Origin of the sequence: Olsenella massiliensis, assembly GCF_001457795.1 — a bacterium.
GTDB classification, from domain to species: Bacteria; Actinomycetota; Coriobacteriia; order Coriobacteriales; family Atopobiaceae; genus Olsenella_F; species Olsenella_F massiliensis.
The window spans coordinates 18005-38822 of record NZ_LN898209.1 but is presented as its reverse complement, the minus strand read 5'-3'; the positions used below and the strand labels follow the sequence as shown (position 1 = coordinate 38822).

The following is a 20818-nucleotide window of genomic DNA, read 5'->3' as shown; positions in this document are numbered from 1 at the left end:
GGAGGGTCCGGCCCGGAAGGGTCGGACCCTCCTCATGTCAGACGCGCGACGTCAGGCGTGACGGCGCGCCTAGAAGCTGCAGCCGCTCCCGTCCAGCGAGCATGCCCCGCCCGCGGCGGGCTCGCCGGCGGCGGCGGGACCGGCGGGCTTGACGTCAAACTCCCTGCTCAGGAAGTCGATGATGTCATCGGACTCATAGAGCGCCCGTCCGTCGACGAACAGGCAGGGAACCTGGCGCTTGCCGCCGTGCTCGATGAGGTACGCCCTGTCCTCGTCGCTCTCGTCGATGTCGTGCAGCGGCAGCTCGATGCCCGCCTTGCTCATGAACGACTCGACGCGCCGGCAGTAGGGGCAGGCGTCCTTGACGTATAGCTGGAGGTCCTTCGTGGTCATGGGCTCTCGCCTTCCTCGAGGCGCCGCGCTGACGGACGGCGCGGCGCTAGGTCTGTTGGGTCGAGTGTCGTATACCCCGCCGCCGGGCGCCCTAGCCCTCGCAACGCGCTCACGCCCGAGGCGCCCATGCGCCCCTCGCACGACATCCGTCTCGTCAACGCCTCCCCCGCCGCGAGCACCCTGCCAAGCGCCAGGCCCGCGGCCACGGCCAGCAGGCAGCTCGCGACGTTGGCGATCACGTTTGCCGCCGCGGCGCGCAGATTCCCCGCGCCCGCGAGCGCGAGCGTCTCCGCCGAGAAGGTCGAGAACGTCGATAGGCCCCCGCAGAGCCCCGTTGCCAAAAGCAGCCTCAGACGCGCGTCAAGCGGACTCGCGAGGTCCATGCCCGTGACGACGCCGATGATGAGTCCCGCGAGCGCGTTGGCGGCGAGAGTCCCGGCGGGAAGCCCAGGGGCGAGATCCTCAAGGGCCGCCCCTATCCCCCACCGGCCCACGCTGCCCGCAAAGCCGCCAAACCCCACGGCCAGCGCCTGGACGATCGTCTCGTGCATCATCGCAAACCTCTCTCGGCCATCACGCCCCCTGCCACCTGCCCCTACAGCAGGCGCAGCGAGACCTCCTTGAGCTGCTTGCCCGAGACCTCGCTCGGGGCGGCGCTCATGAGGTCGGAGCCGCTCGAGGTCTTGGGGAAGGCCATGACCTCGCGGATGGAGTCCGCGCCCGCGAGCAGCATGCACACGCGGTCCAGGCCCAGGGCGAAGCCGCCCATCGGAGGAGCGCCGAACTCGAGCGCCTCCATGAGGAAGCCAAACTGCTCCTGCGCCCGCTCCCTGGTGAAGCCGAGCTTCTCGAGGACGCGCATCTGGAGGTCGGCGTCATGGATGCGCATGCCGCCGCCGCCGGCCTCAAAGCCGTCCATCACGAAGTCATAGGTGTGCGAACCCACGGAGAGCGGGTCGGTGTCCAGGCGCTCGACGTCGTCCTCGACCGGCTGGGTGAAGGGCTGGTGCTCGGCGGCGTATGCCTTGCGGTCCTCGTCCCAGTGGAACAGCGGGAAGTCCACGACCCAGAGGAAGTCGTGACCCTCGCGCGGCACGTTCAGCGCCTGCGCCATGTGGGCGCGCATGCCGCCCAGGATCTCGTCGGCGGCAAGACGGCCCTCGACCGCGAACATCACGAGGTCGCCGGGCTCCACGTCCATCTCGGCCCTGAGCGCCGCCATCTCGTCGTCCGAGAAGAACTTGACGATGGGGCTCGTGACCGAGCCATCCTCGCGGAAGGCGATGTAGGCGAGGCCCTTGGCGCCGAAGCCGGAGGCCACGTCGGCAAGCTTGTCAATCTGGGCACGGGGCCAGGCGCCGGCGCCCTTGGCGTTGATGGCCTTGACGAACAGGTCGGGGTTCGCCGCGGCGCTCGCGAACAGCTTGAACCTGGACGAGCCGAAGATGGACGTCACGTCATGAAGACGCATGTCATAGCGGGTGTCGGGCTTGTCGGTGCCGTAGCTGTCCATGGCGTCCCAGTAGCTGATGCGACGCAGGGGCAGCTCCATCCTGACACCCATCGAGGCGAAGGCGGAGGCGAGCACCTCCTCGAGCGCGCCCATGACGTCATCCTGCGACACGAAGCTCATCTCGATGTCCACCTGCGTGAACTCGGGCTGGCGGTCGGCGCGCAGGTCCTCGTCGCGGAAGCACTTGGCCACCTGGTAGTAGCGCTCCACGCCGCCCACCATCAGCAGCTGCTTGAGCAGCTGGGGCGACTGCGGCAGGGCGTAGAAGTGACCCGGCTGCGTGCGGCTCGGCACCAGAAAGTCGCGGGCTCCCTCGGGCGTCGACTTGAAGAGCGCGGGCGTCTCGACCTCCATGAAGGCGCGGTCGTGCAGCGCCTGGCGCATGGCGAAGGTGAAGTCGGAGCGCAGCCTGAGGTTGCCCATCATCTTGGGGCGGCGCAGGTCAAGGTAGCGGTAGCGCAGACGCACGTCCTCGGCGGCGTCGATGCGGTCCTCTATCTGGAAGGCGGGCGTCCTGGCGCCGCCCAGGACCTCGATGTCCGAGATGAGCACCTCGACCCGCCCGGTGGCGAGCTTCTCGTTGTCCTGGCCCTCGGGGCGCTCGCGCACCACGCCCGTGACCTTGACGGGCCATTCGGAGCGAATGGTCTCGGCGACGTGGAAGGCCGTGCCGCCGGAGTGCTCGGGGTCAAAGGAGACCTGCGTCACGCCGTCACGGTCGCGCAGGTCAACAAAGATCAGCCCGCCGTGGTCGCGGCGATGCCACACCCAGCCCGTGAGCGTGACCTCGCGGCCGATGTCCTCCAGGCGCAGCTCTCCGCAGGTGTGGGTGTGCATGCTGTGGACATGCATGGGGTCGGTCGTGGGCATGGCTCTTCCTCTCGTCTCTTGCCGCCCCGTGCCGTACGGGCGGCCCATCAGCAGACCATGCGTCGGCGTAGACTGCGACGACGCACGCGACGAATCATGATAGCAGCCCTCATGGCCCCTGGCGTCGGCGCGCGAACGGTCTTACCCAGGAGAAACACAGCCGTGCCGTCTTTGTCAGGCGAGCCGTCTACCAGGGATGCTTCGGCTGACAAACCCAATGCCGTATGCTAGGGGCAAGCGACGTACACGCAGCTTGCAAGGAGTCCCCATGCCAGAGACCCACGAATCCTCCGCACGGCACGCGGCACCGTCGCCCGTCTTGCCCGAGGCGGGCGAGGACGCCCCGGAATCGTCAGGCATCGTTGGCGCGACCGGCCACGCCGGCGGCGCGCAAGGGGATGCCGCCTTGACCGACGGAACCGCGCCGAGCGAGCCCGCCGACGCGGACGACGCAGTCTCGTCTGAGTCCGCGCAAAACGCCACGGCTGCGGATGCGGGCGTCGGCGACACCGCCGACATCGGGGGCGTCCGCGTTGACAACCGCGCGCCCGCCGAGGTACTCGCCATGGCGCAGACGCGCCGCAGGACGAGGCGCCAGCGGCGCACGCGAGTGCTCGTCGGCGTCGGGGCGGCGCTGTGCGCACTTTTGGCCCTGGTGCTGGCAACGTACGCCAAGAAGCAGCTGGACGCCTTCATGGCGGCCCAACAGGAGGCACGGAGGCCCGCGCCGTCCGTCGTCACGGCCGAGCTCAGGGACTTCACGTCAACGGTCAGCGCGACGGGCACCATCGTCGCGGGGTCGACCGCCGACGTGGCGTCGGAGGTCGACGGCACGGTGGCGGAGATGCGGGTGACGGAGGGCCAAGACGTCACCGAGGGCGACGTCCTCTTCGTGCTCAAGAACGACAACCTCGACGCGGCGGTCGGCAGGGCCGAGGCGCAGCTGGGCGCGGCGAAGTCGGCCCTCGCGGAGGCGCAGGGCAAGTACCAGGCCGCGCAGCAGGCCTGGGATGCCGCCCTGGCGGCCGACAAGGCCAGGGCGGAGGCCCAGGCAAGCGGCGTGGGCGTCGGCGGCGCGGCGAGCATCTCGGCAACTGCCGGGCTCGTCGACCCCAGCTCGCTCGCCAGCGCGGTGGAGGCGGCCGAGACCGCCGTCCAGGGTGCCCAGGGCAGCTATGAGAGCGCGGTCGCGCAGGCCGACGGGCGAACCATCACCGCACCCGCCTCCGGCACAATCACCAGGCTATTCGTCAAGGAGGGGACGGCCGTGGTGGGCACCAGCTCGTCTGACGCGGAGCTGCGCGCGACGGCGGGGGCGGTGAGCCAGCTCGCCCAGATATCGGACCTCTCCACGCTGCGCGCAGAGGTGCGGGTGAGCCAGGACGACATCGGGCAGCTGGGACTCAATCAGACGGCGACGCTGTGCTTTCCCCAGATCGCGGACGTGAGCGCGCAGGCGACCGTCTCGCACGTCGACAGCGCCCCGGTCACGGAAGAAGGCGACGCGCAGGGCGCGAGCTACGCCGTCACGCTGCTGCTGAGCAGCCCGGACCCGACGATCAGGCTGGGGTCGGCCGTGACGGCCACCATCACCACCAAGGTCGTACCCAGCGCCGTCGTCATCCCTCTGGCCGCCATAACGACGGACGCCTCCAAGACGAGCTACGTGGAGGTCGTGACCCTGGCGGGCAACGGAAAGGACCTTGCCAGCAGGGAGCGAAGGCAGGTCACCATCCTCGCCCGCGACGGCGAATCGGCCGCCGTCCAGGGCGTCAACGCGGGAGACGAGCTGCTCGTCGGCACGGGCGAGGGAGGCGACGCCCGCTAGCGCGGCCGGCGGCCTCAGGGGCCGTCGAGCGTGCTAGCCAAGAAGCGCCCTCACCCTCCCGACGAACTCGGCGGCGGGCACCAGCAGCTGCTCGTGCGTCCGCATGTCGCGAACGGTCACGGATGCCGTCGCGACCTCGTCCGCGCCGATGACGACGCAGACGCTTGCTCTCAGCCTGTCCGCCTGCTTGAACTGGGACTTGAGCGAGCGTCCCTGGTAGTCCGCTTCCGTGCGGACGCCCGCCTGACGAAGCGCGAGGGTCGCCGAGAACACGGCCTGACGTTGCTCGGGAGCGGCGCAGGCCACGTAGACGCAGCCGGGCGCAGGGGTCTCGAGCGTGCCTCCCTGGGCCGCCAGGGCGAGAGCGATGCGCTCAAAGCCGACGGCAAAGCCGATGCCCGGGGTGGGCTTGCCGCCCTCCAGCTCCATGAGCCCGTCGTAGCGGCCGCCGCCGCCGATGGCGCCCACGCCCGACGCGAGGGCGTCCACCTCGAAGACGGTGCGCGTGTAGTAGTCCAGGCCGCGCACGAGCGTGGGGTCCTCCACGTACGCGAGGCCCGCCTCGTCAAGATAGGCCTTCACCTGCGCGTAGTGCGCCTCGCAGTCGTCGCAGAGATTGTCCGTGACGAGGGGGGCGTCTCGCATGACCTCGTGGCAGCGCTCGTTCTTGCAGTCAAAGGCGCGCAGCGGGTTGATGTCCGCACGCTCCAGGCAGTCGTCGCACATCTCGTCGCGATGGGCGAGGATGAAGGTGCGCACCCTCTCACGATAGCGGGTGCGACAGCTGGCGTCGCCCATGGAGTTGACGCGCAGCTGCAGCTTGGTGGCGTCAAAGCCCAGACGCCGGTAGAACTCCATGAGCATGATGACGCACTCGGCGTCGACGGCGGCGTCGGGTGCGCCCAGGACCTCGACGCCGATCTGATGGAACTGGCGCAGGCGGCCCCTCTGGGGCCTCTCGCCGCGGAACATGGCCTCCGCGTACCAGAGCTTGGCGGGCGCCGCGCCCTGGGGCACGAAGTTGCCCTCCACGGCCGCGCGGACCACGCCGGCCGTGCCCTCGGGCCTCAGCGCCATGCGCTGCCTTGCCTTGAGGCCGCCTTCGCCGCCGGCGGCCAGGATGCGCTCCATGAGGGCGCCCGAGAACACCCTGAACATCTCCTTGCGCACGACGTCCGTGGAGGCGCCGATGCCGTGGACGAAGGTGTCAACCTGCTCTATGGCCGGGGTCTCGATCTGGTCGAAGCCATAGGCGCCAAAAAGCTCGCGCGCCACGTCCTGCATATGCTGCCAGGCACGCATGTAGCCGCCCACCAGGTCCTCGGTGCCTTGAATCCTCTGTGCCATAGCGACGTGCCCCCTCCTCGCGCCCTCTGCGCGACATCGTGGCCGCGGCCACGAGCGACATGCGAGCGCACGTCGCCTTCCTCGGCCATCAGACATGTCAGTATACGCCAGGAGCGCGAGGCACCGTTCGCCAGCCTGCGGCAGGCCTCCCCGACCGGGGCGATGGGGACCACGCCGACGCAGCCGGCCGAGGCGCGCGAGAAGGCCCCGAGCCCTACGCCGCGTCCCTACGCCACGTCGATCTTGTGAACCCAGCCGAACGTGTCCTCGATCGAGCCGTCCTGGATGCCGGTCAGGGTCTCGCGCAGCGTGCGCATGACGGGGCCCACCTCCTCCATGCCGTAGACGACGGAGCCCCCGTCAAAGTCAACCTGACCCACGGGAGAGATGACCGCGGCGGTGCCGCACATGCCGCACTCCACGAAGTCGCCGATCTCCGCAAAGGTGACGGGACGCTGCTCGACGGTCATGCCCAAGAGCCTCGTTGCGACATCGACGAGCGAGCGACGGGTGATCGAGGGAAGGATGGAGTCGGTCGCGGACTGCGGCACGACCAGCGTCCCGCCCTTGTCGACGAACAGGAAGTTGGCGCCGCCCGACTCCTCCACGAACGTGCGCGTCTGGGGGTCGAGGAACATGTTGTCAGCATAGCCCGCGGCATGGGCCTCGACGGAGGGATACAGGCTCATGGCATAGTTGAGGCCGGCCTTGATGTTGCCCGTCCCGTGCGGAGCCGCCCGGTCAAACTTGGACACCTGCAGCCTGACGGGCTTGACGCCGCCCTTGTAGTAGGCGCCGACCGGCGTCACGAGAATGCGGAACTGATACTCGTCAGCGGGCTTGACACCGATGACGTCGCCGGTGGCGATCATGAAGGGGCGAATGTACAGCGTCGCGCCGGAGCCGAAGGGCGGCACCCAGGCGGCATTGGCGCGCACGACCCGCTCGACGGCCTCCACGAAGCGCTCCTTGGGGAAGGGGGGCATGACCAGGCGCCTGGCCGAGTCGTACATGCGCGCGGCGTTCTGGTCGGGGCGGAAGCAGACGATGTCGCCCCCCTCGGTCGCATAGGCCTTGAGTCCCTCGAAGATCTCCTGGCAGTAGTGGAAGATGCCCGCGCACTCCGAAAGCCGAAGGCTGTGGTCGCTCGTGAGCGTCCCCTCGTCCCATGCCCCGTCCCGGTACTGCGAGACATAGCTGTAGTCCGTGGGCTGGTAGGCAAAGCCGAGACCGCCCCAGTCGAGGTCCTTCTTCTGCATGCGTGGTCCTCCTTGGATCTTGGGTACGCGCCGTGCGCACGGCGGCACGCTTGTCAAAAAGTGTACGCGCCTCGACGGGGACCCTCGGGCGACCACAGGGAGCCGAGACGCACTCGAAACATCATGCGGCACGCCGGCAGCGCCCGCCGGGAGGCCCGCCCCGCGCAGACGCGGGCGCGCTTTTCAGCTAAGCTCCGCGCGCTCCCAGTCGGTGGGCTCGCAGAGGAGGCCTGCCTCATCGAGCGCCCGCTCGATGCGCTCGAGCGTCTCCTGGTCGCGTGCGCTCACATGATGGAAGTGATAGCCCGAGGTGACTTCGGAGAGCAGCGAGGAGCGACTCCCCGCAAGGTCGTCCAAAAAGCGCGCGACGTCGCTGCGGCTGGACACATGGAGAGGGGCGCTCAGCCTACCATAGGTCCGATGGTTCACAAGCGTGTCCTCCACCGTGCCGCCCAAATCAACGATGATCTTGAGCTCCAGCTCCACCCGGTCCAGACCGTGCCGCAGCTTGAGGAGGCGAACCGGGCGGGCGGGCGGCTCCCGTTCGAGGAGGTAGCCTCGGCTGGTGGGGACGACCTTCGCGCCCTGCGCCTTGATGAGGGCGATGTCCTGCACGATCACCTGACGGCTGACGCCCAGCTGGCACGCGAGCTGCGCGCCGGTGAGCGCCGAGCGAGACGCACCCAAAAGCGTGAGGAGACGCTCGCGGCGTCGCTCTCCCGCCGGCTGCCCCCTCATCGTCCTGCGCCCCCCACGCTGCCCGTCGCCGCGCCGTCGAGCCCCGCGCCGGCGGTCCCAAGCACCCGCAGGTGCTTGAGGCTCAAGTCGAGGATGGGCGCCGAGTGCGTGAGCGCTCCGCAGGAGATGACGTCAACGCCCAGGTCGGCAAGGTCGCGCAGGCGCTCGGGCGTCACGTTGCCCGACACCTCCAGCGTCGCCCTGCCGTCTGCGACGGCCACCGCCTCGCGCAGGGTGGGCAGGTCCATGTTGTCGAGCATGATCACGTCAGCGCCGGCGGCGAGCGCCTCTTTCAGCTGGCCGAGCGTCTCCACCTCGACCTCCACCGCGCAGACGAACGGCGCGCGGCGGCGCGCGGCGGCGACGGCCTGGGCTATGCCGCCCGCCGCGTCGATGTGGTTGTCCTTGAGCATGACCGCCGTCGAGAGGTTGTAGCGATGGTTGGCCCCTCCCCCCACCCGCACGGCCTCGCGCTCAAAGATACGTAGGTTAGGCGTGGTCTTGCGCGTGTCCGCCAGACGGGTCCGCGTGCCGTCGAGCATGCGGGCCATCGATCGGGTGAGCGTGGCGATGCCGCTCATGCGCTGCAGGAAGTTGAGGGCCACGCGCTCGCCGGCGAGGAGCGCGACGACGCGGCCGCGCATGACGCCCAGCTCCTGGGAGGCGTGGACCTCGTCGCCCTCCCCCACGACCGCCTCCAGGCGGGCACGCTCGTCCAGGAGCCTAAAGGTGCGCTCAAAGACGTCCAGCCCGCAGATGACGCCGTCCTGCTTGGCGATGAGGCGAACCTCGCCCCGTGCGTCGTCGCCGACGATCGCCGCCGTGGACAGGTCCTCTGAGCTGATGTCCTCCCGAAGCGCAGAGAGGATCAGGGGCTCGGCGTGGAGCCTCAGGGTGACGTCGTTCATGCGTGATGCCTCCTTCGTATGATGTCTCGTGCCGCCAGCCGGGAGAACACCAGGCTCTCGAGGAGCGAGTTGCTGGCAAGACGGTTCTTGCCGTGCACGCCGTTGCAGCTCGTCTCACCCGCGGCATAGAGGTGCGCCATGCCCGTGCGCGAGTGTCGGTTCACGCGGATGCCTCCCATGAGGTAATGCTGGGCGGGAACGACGGGCACGGGCTCGCGCAGCAGGTCGTGCCCCTCCTCGAGGCAGCGCTGGTAGATGTTGGCAAAGTGGCCCCGCACCACCTCGGGCGCCACGCGCTCGAACGAGAGACGGACGTAGGGCAGGCCGTCGGCCTCCATCTGCCGCCTGATCGCCTCGGACACGACGTCGCGCGGAAGCAGCTCCTGCACGAAGCGTTCGCCACGAGCGTCGAGGAGGATGGCGCCCTCCCCGCGACAGGCCTCGCTGATGAGGAAGGCGCGTCCGGGACGACCCGTGTAGAGCGTCGTGGGATGCACCTGCACCCAGCTCATGTGATCGAGCGTAAGGCCGTGCGCGGCGGCGACGCGGCAGCCGTCGCCCGTGAGGCAGGCGAAGTTGGTCGAGCGCTCATAGAGGCCCCCCACGCCGCCCGTGGCGAGCAGCGTGTCATGGGCGCGAATCGTGACCCGCGTCCCGTCAGGGTCCTGGCAGACGACGCCCGCGCAGCTGCCGTCCTCGGCGACGACCAGGTCCTCCATGCGTCGCCACGCCAGGATGCGCACGTTGGGAAGCTCCCTCACGCGCGCCAGCAGCGTGGTGGTGATCTCTTTGCCCGTGACGTCCGCGTGATGGACGATGCGCGGCCGGGAGTGGGCCCCCTCACGCGTGTAGTCAAGGCCGCCGTCGGGCAGCCGGTCAAATGAGACGCCCAGGCGGATGAGGTCGTTGATGATGCCGCGGCTCTCCCAGATCATGGTGTCCACGCTCGCGGTGCGGCAGGCGTTGTGGCCGGCGCGCATGGTGTCGTCAAACCAGGGCCCGTAGTCGTCATGGTCACGCATGACGCAGATGCCCCCCTGCGCCAGCATAGAGTCGCAGCTCGCGAGGTCCTCCTTGGAGAGCATGACGACCCGGAGCGCGCGGGGCAGGTTGAGGGCCGCATAGAGGCCCGCCACCCCGCAGCCCACGATCACGACGTCGCAGGAGGTCTCAGGCCGGCCGGCCGCCTGGCGCCCCCTCATCGGGACGCCAGCTCGAGCATGCGCTCAAGGGGCGCGTTGGCGGCATCGGCCTGGGGTGGGAGCCCCACCTCGCCCGACAGGTCCTCAAGGCATGAGACGAGACGCTCCGCGGTGACGAGGGCCATGTTGGGACAGATGGGCGGCGTCCTGGGAAAGTGGACGCGCTTACCCTGGCCCGCACAGGCGCGCTCGATCGCGTATGCGATGCCCACGACGGTCAGGACGATGAAGTCCCTGCCCTCGCTTGCGGCTATGTGGTCGATGATCTGCTTGGTGGAGCCCACGAAGTCCGCCTCCGCCAGCACCTCCTCGGAGCATTCGGGATGCGCGAGCACCTCGGCCGTGGGATATGCCAGCTCGAGCTCCTCCACCTCGGAGGGGACGATGCGCTGGTGAGTGGGGCAGTAGCCTCGGTTGAGCAGCACGTTCTTCTCGGGAACCTGCCGGGCCACGTAGCGGCCGAGGTTCATGTCGGGGATGAACAGGATGTTGTCCTGAGGCAGCTCACGCACCACCTTGACGGCGTTCGACGAGGTGACGCAGACGTCCGCCCAGCTCTTGATTTCCGCAGTGGTGTTGACGTATGCGACGACGGCGACGTCGCCCAACTCCTGGCGCACGCGGTCCACGTCACGCTTTAGAACCATGTGCGCCATGGGACAGTCGGCCCGGGGCTCGGCGAGCAGCACGCGCAGGTAGGGGTTGAGCAGCTTCACGCTCTGCGCCATGAAGGACACGCCGCACATGACCACGACCTCGGCGTCGAGCGTCTTGGCCAGCTGCGCCAGATGGAAGGAGTCACCCACGTGGTCGGCGAGGGCCTGGACCTCGGCCGGCACGTAGTAGTGCGCGAGCACCACGGCGTTGCGGCGGCGCTTGAGTTCCTCCACCCGCCTGCGCAGCTCCTCAAATTCCGCATCGCCCCGTGTCGCGGGTGAAGCGCCTCGCTCGCGATATCGCCGCAGGGCCGCGTCCAGGCTTTGTCTCTCAAGCTCGGACAATTCATAGCTGTCGGCCAGCCGCTCCATGGGAACTCCTCCCTCGCCGCCTTCCCATGGGACCAGGGTACCCGAAACTGCCTCATGTCGTCCGAACTGACAAGACAGGTGTCATGACAGTTAACACGGCCTTGGCACAGGCCTACGTGAGGGCAGGGCGCGCAAGGGACCGCCGCGCGGGGCGTGGTCGCGTGGGCCGCTGCGCTACGCGCTCTTCATGATGATGGACCTGACCACGCCCGCCGCCGCGTCGCAGGCGTCGAGGGAGGCCTCCATGCGGTCGAAGACCCTCAGCCAGCCCACCACGTGCCCGCGGCGCGCCTCGTCAAGCGAGTCGTCGTGGAAGAGGTGGCGCATGCCCTGCTCATAGACGGCGTCGCCCTGGTCCTCGATCTCGCCGACGGCGATGGCCTTCTCGCGCACGAGTGGGTCGCGCTTGTAGTTGGCCAGGTGGTTGAACATCACGTCGAGCTCCACGATGGCTTGGTGCGTGAGCTCGGCCATCTGGTGCGCCTCGACGCGCGTCGTGCTCATGTTGAACAGGTCGAGCCCCGTGCAGGCGCTCTCCATGTAGTCCACGATGTCGTCCATCTTGAGCGCAAGGTCGCTGATGTCGTCGCGGTCGAAGGGCGTGATGAACGAGGTATACAGCTCCTTCATGATCTTGCGGACGTGCGCGTCGGAGCGCGTCTCATGCAACTTCATCGTAGGAATCATCGAGATGGTCTCGGGATACCCCCCAACCAGCCTCACGTAATCCTCGGACGCGTTCAGGATCTCCTGGGAGAACTCCCTGAAGAGCGCATAGAACGGGTCTTCCTTCTTGATGCGAGCCATGTGTCCCCCTCGTCGAGAGCCTGCGATGCTGATGGCGCGCTCGCCGCCGCGCCGGGCGGATGTCGTCGGCATGGCTCAGAACCACAGCAGGAAGAGCCGCGCCAGAAGATAGCCGATAAGACCGCAGCCCGGGAAGGTGAAGACCCAGGTGAGGACCATGTCCCGAGCGATAGACCAGTTGACGGAGCGAACGTTCTCCGCGGCGCCCGCCCCCATGATGGCCGCCGTCTTCGTGTGGGTGGTGGAGACGGGAAGTCCCGTGAGCGTGGCGATGAGCAGCGAGACGGTGGCGCTGAGCGAGGCGGAGAAGCCCTGGTACTTGTCAAGGCGCACCATGTTCATGCCCACGGTCTTGATGATCTTCTTGCCGCCCACCGCCGTGCCCAGGGCCATGACGCCGGCGCAGAGCACCATGATCCACAGAGGAAACTGGATGCCCTCCATGCTGGTCCTGCCCGTGGAGAGGACGACGGCCATCATGGCGGTGGACATGAACTTCTCGCCGTCCTGGGCGCCGTGCATGAGCGCCACCCCGGCCGCTCCCAGCACCTGCATGCTGCCAAAGAGGTCGTTGGCCCGACGACGGTCGGCGTGACGGCAGGCCAGGGGGATGACCCTGGCGAGCAGCCATCCTGCGGCATACCCGAGCACCGTGGAGAGGACGAGGCCATAGACGACCTTCATCCATTCGGCGACGTTGACGCCGTCCAGACCGCCCGAGACCGCCAGCGCACCGCCGGTCAGGCCCGCTATGAGGGCATGGCTCTCGGAGGTGGGAATGCCAAAGGCCCAGGCCACGAGACCCCAGGCCACGATGCCCACCGTCGCGGCGGCAAGGGCGATGAGCGCGGCGTGCGCGTCTCCCCCGAAGTCCACCATCACGCTCATGGTGTCGGCGACCGCGGTCGTGATGAACGTCATGCCCACGAGGCCCACGAAGTTGCAAATGACGCTCATGGCTATGGCCTCGTTCACGCCGATCGAACGCGTCCCCACCGGCTCGGCGATGGCGTTTGCCGCGTCAGTCGCCCCGTTGACGAAGATCGTCCCCATGATCAGGACCATGACGATGGCAAGGAAGGGGTTCTGGCCAAGGATGTCAAGAAACTGGGAGAAGGAGATGGCGATCTGTGAGGCCTGCATGCGGCGTTCCTCCCCCTGAGAACCCGGTCATTCGGGCGACGGGCACCCTCCAGGCCGCCGCAGCCGCACGGACGGTCGCGACGCGTCGGGCATACGTCCTTGGTAAGTTAATCGTAATCAGATTGTAAGTCAATTGTCAGCCGACATGTCGCACGAGGAGACGGCGCACCGATGCGCCCGTGGCCGCATGACGGGCCCTAGGGCAGCAGGCAGCTGAAGCTCACGACGCCGTCCTGCCAGCCGGCGCAAATCGACCCGCCCGCCTGCTCGCAGATGCGCTGCGCGACGGCGAGCCCTATGCCGTAGCCCGACTGGTTCGAATGGGACGTATCGCCCCGATAGAAGCGCTCGAAGAGGCGATCGAAGTCCACGCCACCGCCATTGGCATAGCTGTTGGACACCACCAGGCGCGCGCCACGGCGCCTGAGCGAGACCTTCGAGCGCCGCGGCACCGACACCCTCACCGCGATGGACCCGCCCTCGTCACAGTACTTGGTGGCGTTGTCCAACAGGAGGCGGACGAGCTGCTCGACCTTGTCCCGACGCGCCGGGGTGACGACGCCGTCCTCTGGGGCGCAGCTGAGTGATATGCCCCGACGCCGGGCCACCGACGCAAAGCCGGCGGCCACGTCGCTCGCCACGGCGGCCACGTCCACATCCTCGAGCGGCGCCGACTCGTCCTCCTCGTCACGCGAGAACTCGACAAGGCGCCTGACCAGGCCGTCCAGATACTCCACCTGCCTCAGCGTGGAGGTCCCCCACTCGCTGGGGCCCTGAAGCGTCTCCTGAAGCTCGGTGTTGGCGCGGATGACGGCGAGCGGGGTCTTAAGCTCGTGGCTCGCGTTCGTGATGAACTCGCCCTGACGCCGCGCCGCCTCGATCTCGGGGCGAATGGCCTGGCGGGACATGAACCAGACGAGCACGAAGGCAAGAAGCAGGCCGCCGCCCAGGAAGATGAGGGTGTAGGAGAGGACCTGCCTCCCCTCCCCCAGCTCGATGGAGCCGTCGACGAAGGCCACCACGGCGTCGCCGTTGGAGGCGTGGACGACCTTGTAGTAGTAGTCGCCGACGGATCCGGACTCAAAGATCGAGGAGACCGCCTGACGCGCCATGTCGGCGCCTAGGGAGGGGTCAAGGTCCTGGTCGTTGCCGCCCTGATACGAGACGAGCGACCCGTCGGGGCCCAAGGTGACCATGAAGTAGCGGGCGGTGCGCTGCGCGATCGAGAGCGAGCTGTCGGCGACGCTCGCGACCAGGACGCCGTCATGCTCGATGATGGACTGCAGCACGTTGTTCATGCGCGCCTGGGCGACGCCCATGTAGGCGCCGTTGACCAGCACGGCTATGAGCAGCATGGTGAGGAAGAACGCCCCGAGCATCGTGGCGATGATCTTGAGGCGCAGCCGTTGGATGGATCGCTCTCCCATGGTCGTCCCTCCCTGAGTCATCAAGCCTTACGAGACAAGACGCACGGTCTGGTCCTCGCCCTCGACGACCCTGAGCGACGAGCCCACTGACGAGAGCTTGGCCCTCAGGTACGAGAGGTACAAGGCGAGCGTCTCGTTCGTCGCGTCGGGGTCGTCCCCCCAGACGGTGGACAGGACGAAGGAGTGCGTCAGGGGCCGGTCCGCGTTCTTGACCAGAAGCTGCATGAGCTCGAACTCCTTCACGGACAGGCGCACCGCGTTCTCGGCGGAGAGCTCCGAGCTTGACGGGCTCAGGGTGACGTCGCCCAGCGTGAGGACGTCATCGCCAAAGGCGTCACGGCGCTTGCACAGCGCCCGGACCCGCGCGAGAAGCTCCCTCATGGCAAAGGGCTTGGGCAGATAGTCGTCGGCGCCGGCGTCCAGGCCGGCCACGCGGTCATCCACCTCCGCCTTGGCGGTGAGGAGCAGGACGGGGGTGGTGACGCCGCGGGAGCGCAGCTCGCCAAGGACCTCGATGCCGTCCTTGCGGGGCATCATGATGTCCAGGATGACGCCGTCGAAGCTCTCGGCCAGAAGCCGCTCGAGCGCCTCCTCGCCGTCAAAGGCGCAGCACACCTCATAGCCGTTGTTCTCGAGGATGGCCTGGAGCGCGCGGTTGAGGTCACGCGTGTCCTCGGCGATCAGCAGTCGCATCGGACGTCACCTCCCGAAAGGTCAGAGGAGCGAATCATGTCTCGGATCGTCTGCATCGAGAGGTCCGTGGAGGCGAGCTCGTCAGCGCAGCGCTTGAGCTCAGCCGTGATGAGCGCGAGATTGCCCGTGAGGTCATGCTTGTACTTCATCTGATGCTCAAGGGCCGCCCAGGTGTCCTGCGAGATGGTGCGCAGCTGAAACTCGGCGCAGAGGTCGCCGTCCACGCGGACCACCATGTGGTAGCTCCGATAGCCGTTGGGCTTGACGTGGCGGATGTAGTCCTTCTCGCAGACGACCTTGACGCCGGGCAGCCGCGCGATGCGGTCGCGCATGAGGTAGACGTCGTTGAGAAAGGTGCACACCACGCGAACCCCCACGATGTCATGGATGCGCCCGAAGGCGGCATCGGCCGTCGCGGGGACCTCCTTGCGGCCGCACTTCTCGCGCAGGCTCGCGGGGCCCTTGACGCGGCCGAGAAGATGGGCGACGGGGTCATCGCCCCGCTCGGCCTTGAGCTCGACGCGCAGGGCGTCCACGTCTGCGAGCAGACGGTCCTTCAGGGCGACCAGGTCCTGGTAGCGCCCGCCGTAGATGGCGTCCTCGGACGGGCCCTCAACCTGCGGGTGGACGCCAGGGTTCAGGCTCGTCCCTCGCTCGTCGGCCCTCTGTGGCTCAATCGTACCTGTCACGCGGCACTCCCGCCTGTTCGTTGCCTGCGGCGCCGCACTGAGCGGCACGGCCCTGGGCCGAGGGGCCTGCCCTCGGACGAGGGGCCTCGCAGGGCCCGCTCGCGTGCGCGCCCGGACGTCCGTACACCCGGGCGCCAAAACGCCTGAACCATTGTATGCCCCCGATGCGCGGACCCTATTCAGGCCGGACGGCGAGAGGGGTGCGGCGGGTCGCGGCGCAGGTCTGCGCGGGCGGCGCCGCAGGCCCGCTCAAGACGCCGCCTACAGCGCGTCAAGGGCCAGCTGCCTGAGGCCCACCGTGCCGTCGGGCTCGTGCGCCAGGATGTTGACGTGCGTGAACCCGCACGCCAGGGCCGTGCGCACCGCGACGTCAAAGCCCCCGTCGAGCTTCTCCGCCTGGTGAGCGTCCGCGTTGATCAGAATCTGCCCGCCCATGTCGTTCAGCGCCCGCAGCAGCTCATGGCGCGGATACAGCTCGCGCTTGCGACCGCGGTTGACCGCGCCGCAGTTGATCTCGAAGGGGACCCCCTCGGACACGAGCCGCTCCATGGCCTCGAGCGCCGGCGCGAGGTAGCGCGGGTCCCCCTCGTCAAATGCGCGCATCTGGTCGTTGAAGCGCGTCACCAGGTCGAAGTGACCCACGAAGGTGCAGTCGGTGCGCTCGTGCACCTGGGCCTCAAACTCATAGTAGGCGCGCGTGAGCCGGTACCAGTCTCCGCCGTAGAACTCGTCGCACAGCCGCCGGAGCGTCTCAGGGCTGCCATCGACGCTCATGGGCGTCTCCGTCGCGACCGGCAGGAAGTGAGTTGACCCGATGACGTACTCGGCGCCCGGACAGCACGACCGGTCAAACGTGTTGTCAAGCTCGACGCCCGTCAGGATGTCGATCCGCTCGCCATAGGCGCGCTTGAGCCGGTCGATCTCGCTCACGTAGGCGGGCCAGTCCATGTGAATGTCCGGGTCCATGTGACCCGAGAACCCCAGGTGCTCAAACCCAAGGTCAAGGGCCCTTCTCACCATCTGTTCGGCGGTGTTCGCGCCGTCGCACAGCACGGTGTGCGTATGATAGTTTGCCCTGAGCATGTGACCTCCCTGAACGCGCTCGCGTGCCCCGCGACCTATCGCCTATCCCTGGCGATACTGCCCGAGGAAGTCCTCGAGGGCGTCCATGGCCTCCTGCAGCGTGTGCATGCGCGGCAGGTAGACGATGCGAAAGTAGCCGGGCTTCGCCCAGTTGAAGCCCTTGCCCCCCACGACGAGGACGCGCTTCTCCCTCAACAGGTCGAGGGCAAACTGATCATCGTCCGTGATGTTGAAGCGTGCGGGATCAAGGTGCGGAAAGATGTAGAAGGCCGCGCTGGGCTTGACCACCGAGACGCCCTCCATCGCGCTCAGGCGCTCATACACGTAATCACGCTGGTCGTGCACGCGGCCGCCCGGCACCAGGTAGTCCTTGACGCGCTGATGTCCGCCCAGGCAGGTCTGGACGATGGACTGGGCCGGGACGTTGGAGCAGAGCCGCATGTTCGAAAGCATGTTGATGCCGTCGATGTAATCTCTGGCCAGCGACTTGTCGCCCGAGAGCGTCATCCAGCCGATGCGGTAGCCGGCGATCATGTGCGATTTGGAGAGCCCGTTGAACGTGACGCAGAACAGGTCGGGCGCGAGGCTCGCGATGGAGACGTGCTCCTGGCCGTTGAGCACGAGGCGGTCATAGATCTCGTCCGAGAAGATCACGAGCTGGTGCTGACGGGCGACCTCGACGATCTCCTGGAGCACCTCGCGCGGGTAGAGGGCGCCCGTGGGGTTGTTGGGGTTGATGATGACGATGCCCTTGGTGCGGTCGGTAACCTTGGCGCGGATGTCGTCCATGTCGGGGTACCAGTCCTGGTCCTCGTCGCAGACGTAGTGGACGACCTTGCCGCCCGCGAGCGTGGCGCTGGCGGTCCACAAGGGGTAGTCGGGACTCGGAATCAGGATCTCGTCGCCGTCGTCCAGAAAGGCCGACATGCACAGGTTTATGAGCTCCGAGGCGCCATTGCCCGTGTAGATGTCGTCCACGTCCACGTTGGCGATGCCCTTGAGCTGGTCATACTGCATGATCGCCTTGCGCGCCGAAAAGAGCCCGCGGCTTGAGGAGTAGCCCTGGCAGTCGACGAGCTGGCGCTGCATGTCGCGAACGACCTCGTCAGGCGTGCGGAAGCCGAAGGGCGCGGGATTGCCGATGTTGAGCTTGAGGATGTGGGCTCCCTCGTCCTCCATGCGGTTGGCCGCGTCGAGGACGGGCCCACGCACGTCATAGAGGACGTTCTCGAGCTTGCTCGACTTCTTGAAGCTGCGACGTGACATGGTCGTGCCTTTCTGCGTGGTCGTTGGCCGTGCGGCGGTGGCGGCGGCCGGCGTGGGGGGCGCTGCCGGGGGGCAGAGGCGATCGACCGGCATCCCCAGCAGCTCCGCCAGGGTCTCGAGCATGTCAGGCCGCGGCTCCGTCTTGCCGCTGAGATACTGCGAGAGCTGGCTCTTTCCCAGCTTGCGGCCCCGGTCTGCCGCCCTCTGCACAAGGTCGACCTGCTTGAGCCCCTGGACGTCCATCGCGGCCCTGAGCTGTTCGGCGAACGTCGTCGATGTCATCGGGTGCCTCCAAAGTTCAATGTACTCGATGTTCAATTTAGTACGTTGTTCAATTTTACGGTTCCTATAGTTCAATTTTGAGGCAAAGCATAGCACGCGACTTGGCGTCATCAGTTGAGAAGTTCAATATTTTTGTTGCGTGGTACATAAAAAATTGAACATCGCGTAGGGCGCAGGGGTACACGTCGACGCGACAGGTCTTCCTGGGCGAGCTGGTGGACGGGAGCCTTGAGGTGATGCCGTTCTCAAGGGTCGCAACAGGGAGGTGAGCGGCGGCGGGAGCGAGACCGCCGCGCGCCTAGTCCTCGGCTGCCTCGGCGGCGTCCGCGGCGTCTCCCTCCAGAAAGCCGCCCGTCTGCCTGCTCCAGAGGCCCGCGTACTCGCCGCCCGCCTCCACGAGCTCGTGATGGGTGCCGTCCTCGACGACCGCGCCCTGCGAGAGCACCACGATCCGGTCCATGGACGCCACGGTCGAGAGGCGATGGGCCACCACCAGCGCGGTGCGGCCGCGCATGAGGTTCTCGAGGGCGTCCTGCACGAGGGCCTCCGACTCGCTGTCCAGAGCGGAGGTCGCCTCGTCGAGCACGAGGATCGGGGCGTCCACCAGGATGGCGCGGGCGATCGCCACGCGCTGGCGCTGGCCGCCCGAGAGCTTGACGCCCCTCTCGCCCACCATGGTGTCAAAGCCCCGGGGCAGCCGCTCTATGAACTCGAGGGCATTCGCCTGACGCGCGGCGGAGCGAATTTCGTCCTCGGTGGCGTCGGGCCTGCCGTAGGCGATGTTCTCGCGAATGGTCCGGTGGAAGAGGAGCGCCTCCTGGGGCACGTAGGCCACCTGCTGGCGCAGGGACTGCTGGGTGCAGTGGCTCACGTCCTGGCCGTCCACGAGGACGCGCCCCTCCTGCACGTCGTCCAGGCGAAGGAGCAGCTTGGTGAGGGTCGTCTTGCCAGAGCCCGAGCGGCCCACCAGGCCAACACGCTGACCCGCCGGTATATGCAGGTTGAGGTCCTCGAAGACCTTGTCGTCCGCCGGGGCGTCGGGATACCTGAAGCCGATGTGCTCAAAGTCGATGTCGCCCGAGGAGACCTTGAGCGCCGGCGCCCCCTCGTCGTCCTCCACGAGCGTGGGCTCGTCGAGGATGCGGGTCATCTCGGCGGCGTCGCCAAGGGCGCGGTTGATGCGGGCCATCATGGAGTTGAAGTAGTTGAAGCGCATCGTGAGATTGTAGGTGTAGGTGAACATCATGACCAGCGTACCCGCGCTGATGCCAAACCAGGCGTTGCCGCCGGACACGAAGATCGAGGCGATGAACATGATCACCGTGATGAGAAACGAGGTCATGAAGCCGCGCTGCACGGAGGCGCGCATGTTGGCGTTCGCGGCGACCATGGCCTCTCGGTTGGCCACGGTGAAGGTCTCGCGCTCAAAGTCCTCACGTCCGTAGGTCTTGACGGCGAGGATGTTGGTTACGGCGTCGGAGAGCACGCCCGAGAGCTTGTTCTGGGCCTTTGACGCGTTGGCGGAGAGCACGAGGATGCGTTGGTACATGCGGTAGGCAAGCACGACGTAGAGGACGAGCATGACCATGAGCACGGCGACGAAGCTCGGTGCCGTGGGGGCCAGCATGCCGACGGTGAGGATGACGGAGGCGACGGTGGGCCACAGGGCATACGTGAGCACGTCCACAAGACCCGCGTATCCGCTCACGAAGCGGGAAGTCTGGCTCACGAGGCTGCCGCCAAAGCGACTGTTGTGGAACGTCATGGACTGATTGGACAAGGTGTCAAAGCACAGGCGCGAGAGCTGGTAGTCGCCGTTGATCTCGAGCTTGTAGACGGAGTAGTCCTGGAGCTTGGAGAGGGTCTGCCCCACGGCGTTGACGACGAGCAGCCCCAGGATGTAGGGGCCAAACACCGAGAAGACCTGGTCAGGCGCGACGGGAGATGCTTGGACGCGGTCCACGATGAGGCCCATGATGTAGGGGTTTGCGAAGGTGAGCAGGGCGATGTAACCCACGCTGCTGATGATGGAGAGCGCAAAGGCACCCGGCTTCTGCCTGGTGACCCGCCAGAAGTAGTGGAGCGTGCGACGTATGGTGGTGCGGTCGCCCTTGTTGCGGCGATCGCCCTTGTTGGGAAGGGCGCTCGTCGCGGACTTGCCTGACGCCATGGGTTGGCCTCTCTCGCGCTGCGCGGACAAAATCTTGCGCTGTCTACAGTTCTTCTTCAGGTGAGAATGGTACCCAAGCTGCCTGCGCAAATGTCACAGAAGACCTTCCTAGGGCCTTGACTGTGACATTTGCCTACCTGGCGCGTCTCATCGCACCCGACACGTTTCTTTG

Annotated in this window: 18 protein-coding genes; 1 reads left to right on the top strand and 17 read right to left on the bottom strand. The window is 67.4% G+C overall.

The annotated features are described in order from the left end of the window. Positions 1-69: 69 nt before the first annotated feature. The 3 genes from BN3001_RS01365 to aspS are packed head-to-tail and all read right to left on the bottom strand — an operon-like array spanning position 70 to position 2776. Positions 70-393, bottom strand: coding sequence for a glutaredoxin family protein (locus BN3001_RS01365; protein WP_058270040.1), 324 nt, complete (start codon positions 391-393; stop codon positions 70-72). Continuing rightward, positions 390-947: a fluoride efflux transporter CrcB gene (crcB, locus tag BN3001_RS08095; protein ID WP_235815005.1), complete on the bottom strand. Its 558-nt coding sequence runs from the start codon at positions 945-947 to the stop codon at positions 390-392. The genes BN3001_RS01365 and crcB overlap by 4 nt, the downstream gene beginning before the upstream one ends. 41 nt (positions 948-988) lie before the next feature. Further along, a complete protein-coding gene (gene aspS / locus BN3001_RS01355; RefSeq protein WP_148362914.1) occupies positions 989-2776 on the bottom strand; it encodes an aspartate--tRNA ligase in 1788 nt (595 codons plus the stop codon). A gap of 268 nt (positions 2777-3044) precedes the next feature. Between aspS and BN3001_RS01350 the strand changes: the two genes are divergently transcribed. Beyond that, the gene (locus BN3001_RS01350; protein ID WP_058270038.1) at positions 3045-4604 is read left to right on the top strand and encodes an efflux RND transporter periplasmic adaptor subunit; all 1560 of its coding nucleotides are present in this window, start codon (positions 3045-3047) and stop codon (positions 4602-4604) included. Positions 4605-4637: 33 nt separating this feature from the next. Here the strand turns inward: BN3001_RS01350 and hisS are convergent, their stop codons facing one another. The 14 genes from hisS to BN3001_RS01280 form a co-directional block, all read right to left on the bottom strand. Next, complete coding sequence (gene hisS / locus BN3001_RS01345) at positions 4638-5951, bottom strand: histidine--tRNA ligase (RefSeq protein WP_058270037.1); 1314 nt, start codon at positions 5949-5951, stop codon at positions 4638-4640. A gap of 227 nt (positions 5952-6178) precedes the next feature. Beyond that, positions 6179-7210: a branched-chain amino acid aminotransferase gene (locus BN3001_RS01340; protein WP_058270036.1), complete on the bottom strand. Its 1032-nt coding sequence runs from the start codon at positions 7208-7210 to the stop codon at positions 6179-6181. A 183-nt stretch (positions 7211-7393) separates the two neighbouring features. Continuing rightward, entirely contained in the window at positions 7394-7948 is a 555-nt protein-coding gene (locus BN3001_RS01335; protein ID WP_058270035.1) for a transcription repressor NadR, read from the bottom strand. Next, positions 7945-8856: a carboxylating nicotinate-nucleotide diphosphorylase gene (gene nadC, locus BN3001_RS01330; protein ID WP_082629892.1), complete on the bottom strand. Its 912-nt coding sequence runs from the start codon at positions 8854-8856 to the stop codon at positions 7945-7947. Before nadC ends, BN3001_RS01335 begins: the two co-directional genes overlap by 4 nt. After that, positions 8853-10058 carry an L-aspartate oxidase gene (locus BN3001_RS01325; protein WP_058270034.1) on the bottom strand — a complete coding sequence of 402 codons (1206 nt, stop codon included), beginning with the start codon at positions 10056-10058 and terminating at the stop codon, positions 8853-8855. Before BN3001_RS01325 ends, nadC begins: the two co-directional genes overlap by 4 nt. Continuing rightward, on the bottom strand, positions 10055-11086 hold the full coding sequence (gene nadA, locus BN3001_RS01320; protein ID WP_082629890.1) for a quinolinate synthase NadA: 1032 nt from the start codon (positions 11084-11086) through the stop codon (positions 10055-10057). Before nadA ends, BN3001_RS01325 begins: the two co-directional genes overlap by 4 nt. Before the next feature lie 174 nt (positions 11087-11260). Next, the gene (locus tag BN3001_RS01315) at positions 11261-11893 is read right to left on the bottom strand and encodes a DUF47 domain-containing protein (RefSeq protein WP_058270033.1); all 633 of its coding nucleotides are present in this window, start codon (positions 11891-11893) and stop codon (positions 11261-11263) included. A gap of 75 nt (positions 11894-11968) precedes the next feature. Further along, positions 11969-13036: an inorganic phosphate transporter gene (locus BN3001_RS01310; protein WP_058270032.1), complete on the bottom strand. Its 1068-nt coding sequence runs from the start codon at positions 13034-13036 to the stop codon at positions 11969-11971. Positions 13037-13233: 197 nt separating this feature from the next. Next, the gene (locus BN3001_RS01305; protein WP_058270031.1) at positions 13234-14463 is read right to left on the bottom strand and encodes a sensor histidine kinase; all 1230 of its coding nucleotides are present in this window, start codon (positions 14461-14463) and stop codon (positions 13234-13236) included. Between the two features lie 27 nt (positions 14464-14490). Then, on the bottom strand, positions 14491-15102 hold the full coding sequence (locus BN3001_RS01300; RefSeq protein WP_407938263.1) for a response regulator transcription factor: 612 nt from the start codon (positions 15100-15102) through the stop codon (positions 14491-14493). A 41-nt stretch (positions 15103-15143) separates the two neighbouring features. Continuing rightward, complete coding sequence (locus BN3001_RS01295; protein WP_235815004.1) at positions 15144-15845, bottom strand: GTP pyrophosphokinase; 702 nt, start codon at positions 15843-15845, stop codon at positions 15144-15146. A gap of 261 nt (positions 15846-16106) precedes the next feature. After that, on the bottom strand, positions 16107-16928 hold the full coding sequence (locus BN3001_RS01290; protein ID WP_058270029.1) for a histidinol-phosphatase HisJ family protein: 822 nt from the start codon (positions 16926-16928) through the stop codon (positions 16107-16109). Between the two features lie 42 nt (positions 16929-16970). Further along, positions 16971-18476, bottom strand: coding sequence for an aminotransferase class I/II-fold pyridoxal phosphate-dependent enzyme (locus BN3001_RS01285; protein ID WP_082629887.1), 1506 nt, complete (start codon positions 18474-18476; stop codon positions 16971-16973). 298 nt (positions 18477-18774) lie between these two features. Continuing rightward, complete coding sequence (locus BN3001_RS01280) at positions 18775-20646, bottom strand: ABC transporter ATP-binding protein (protein WP_082629885.1); 1872 nt, start codon at positions 20644-20646, stop codon at positions 18775-18777. Between the last annotated feature and the right edge of the window lie 172 nt (positions 20647-20818).

Coding starts and splice junctions, on each gene's coding strand:
- BN3001_RS01365 (WP_058270040.1), bottom strand. CDS start 393: ATGACCACGAAGGACCTCCAGCTATACGTCAAGGACGCCTGCCCCTAC.
- crcB (WP_235815005.1), bottom strand. CDS start 947: ATGATGCACGAGACGATCGTCCAGGCGCTGGCCGTGGGGTTTGGCGGC.
- aspS (WP_148362914.1), bottom strand. CDS start 2,776: ATGCCCACGACCGACCCCATGCATGTCCACAGCATGCACACCCACACC.
- BN3001_RS01350 (WP_058270038.1), top strand. CDS start 3,045: ATGCCAGAGACCCACGAATCCTCCGCACGGCACGCGGCACCGTCGCCC.
- hisS (WP_058270037.1), bottom strand. CDS start 5,951: ATGGCACAGAGGATTCAAGGCACCGAGGACCTGGTGGGCGGCTACATG.
- BN3001_RS01340 (WP_058270036.1), bottom strand. CDS start 7,210: ATGCAGAAGAAGGACCTCGACTGGGGCGGTCTCGGCTTTGCCTACCAG.
- BN3001_RS01335 (WP_058270035.1), bottom strand. CDS start 7,948: ATGAGGGGGCAGCCGGCGGGAGAGCGACGCCGCGAGCGTCTCCTCACG.
- nadC (WP_082629892.1), bottom strand. CDS start 8,856: ATGAACGACGTCACCCTGAGGCTCCACGCCGAGCCCCTGATCCTCTCT.
- BN3001_RS01325 (WP_058270034.1), bottom strand. CDS start 10,058: ATGAGGGGGCGCCAGGCGGCCGGCCGGCCTGAGACCTCCTGCGACGTC.
- nadA (WP_082629890.1), bottom strand. CDS start 11,086: ATGGAGCGGCTGGCCGACAGCTATGAATTGTCCGAGCTTGAGAGACAA.
- BN3001_RS01315 (WP_058270033.1), bottom strand. CDS start 11,893: ATGGCTCGCATCAAGAAGGAAGACCCGTTCTATGCGCTCTTCAGGGAG.
- BN3001_RS01310 (WP_058270032.1), bottom strand. CDS start 13,036: ATGCAGGCCTCACAGATCGCCATCTCCTTCTCCCAGTTTCTTGACATC.
- BN3001_RS01305 (WP_058270031.1), bottom strand. CDS start 14,463: ATGGGAGAGCGATCCATCCAACGGCTGCGCCTCAAGATCATCGCCACG.
- BN3001_RS01290 (WP_058270029.1), bottom strand. CDS start 16,928: ATGCTCAGGGCAAACTATCATACGCACACCGTGCTGTGCGACGGCGCG.
- BN3001_RS01285 (WP_082629887.1), bottom strand. CDS start 18,476: ATGACATCGACGACGTTCGCCGAACAGCTCAGGGCCGCGATGGACGTC.
- BN3001_RS01280 (WP_082629885.1), bottom strand. CDS start 20,646: ATGGCGTCAGGCAAGTCCGCGACGAGCGCCCTTCCCAACAAGGGCGAT.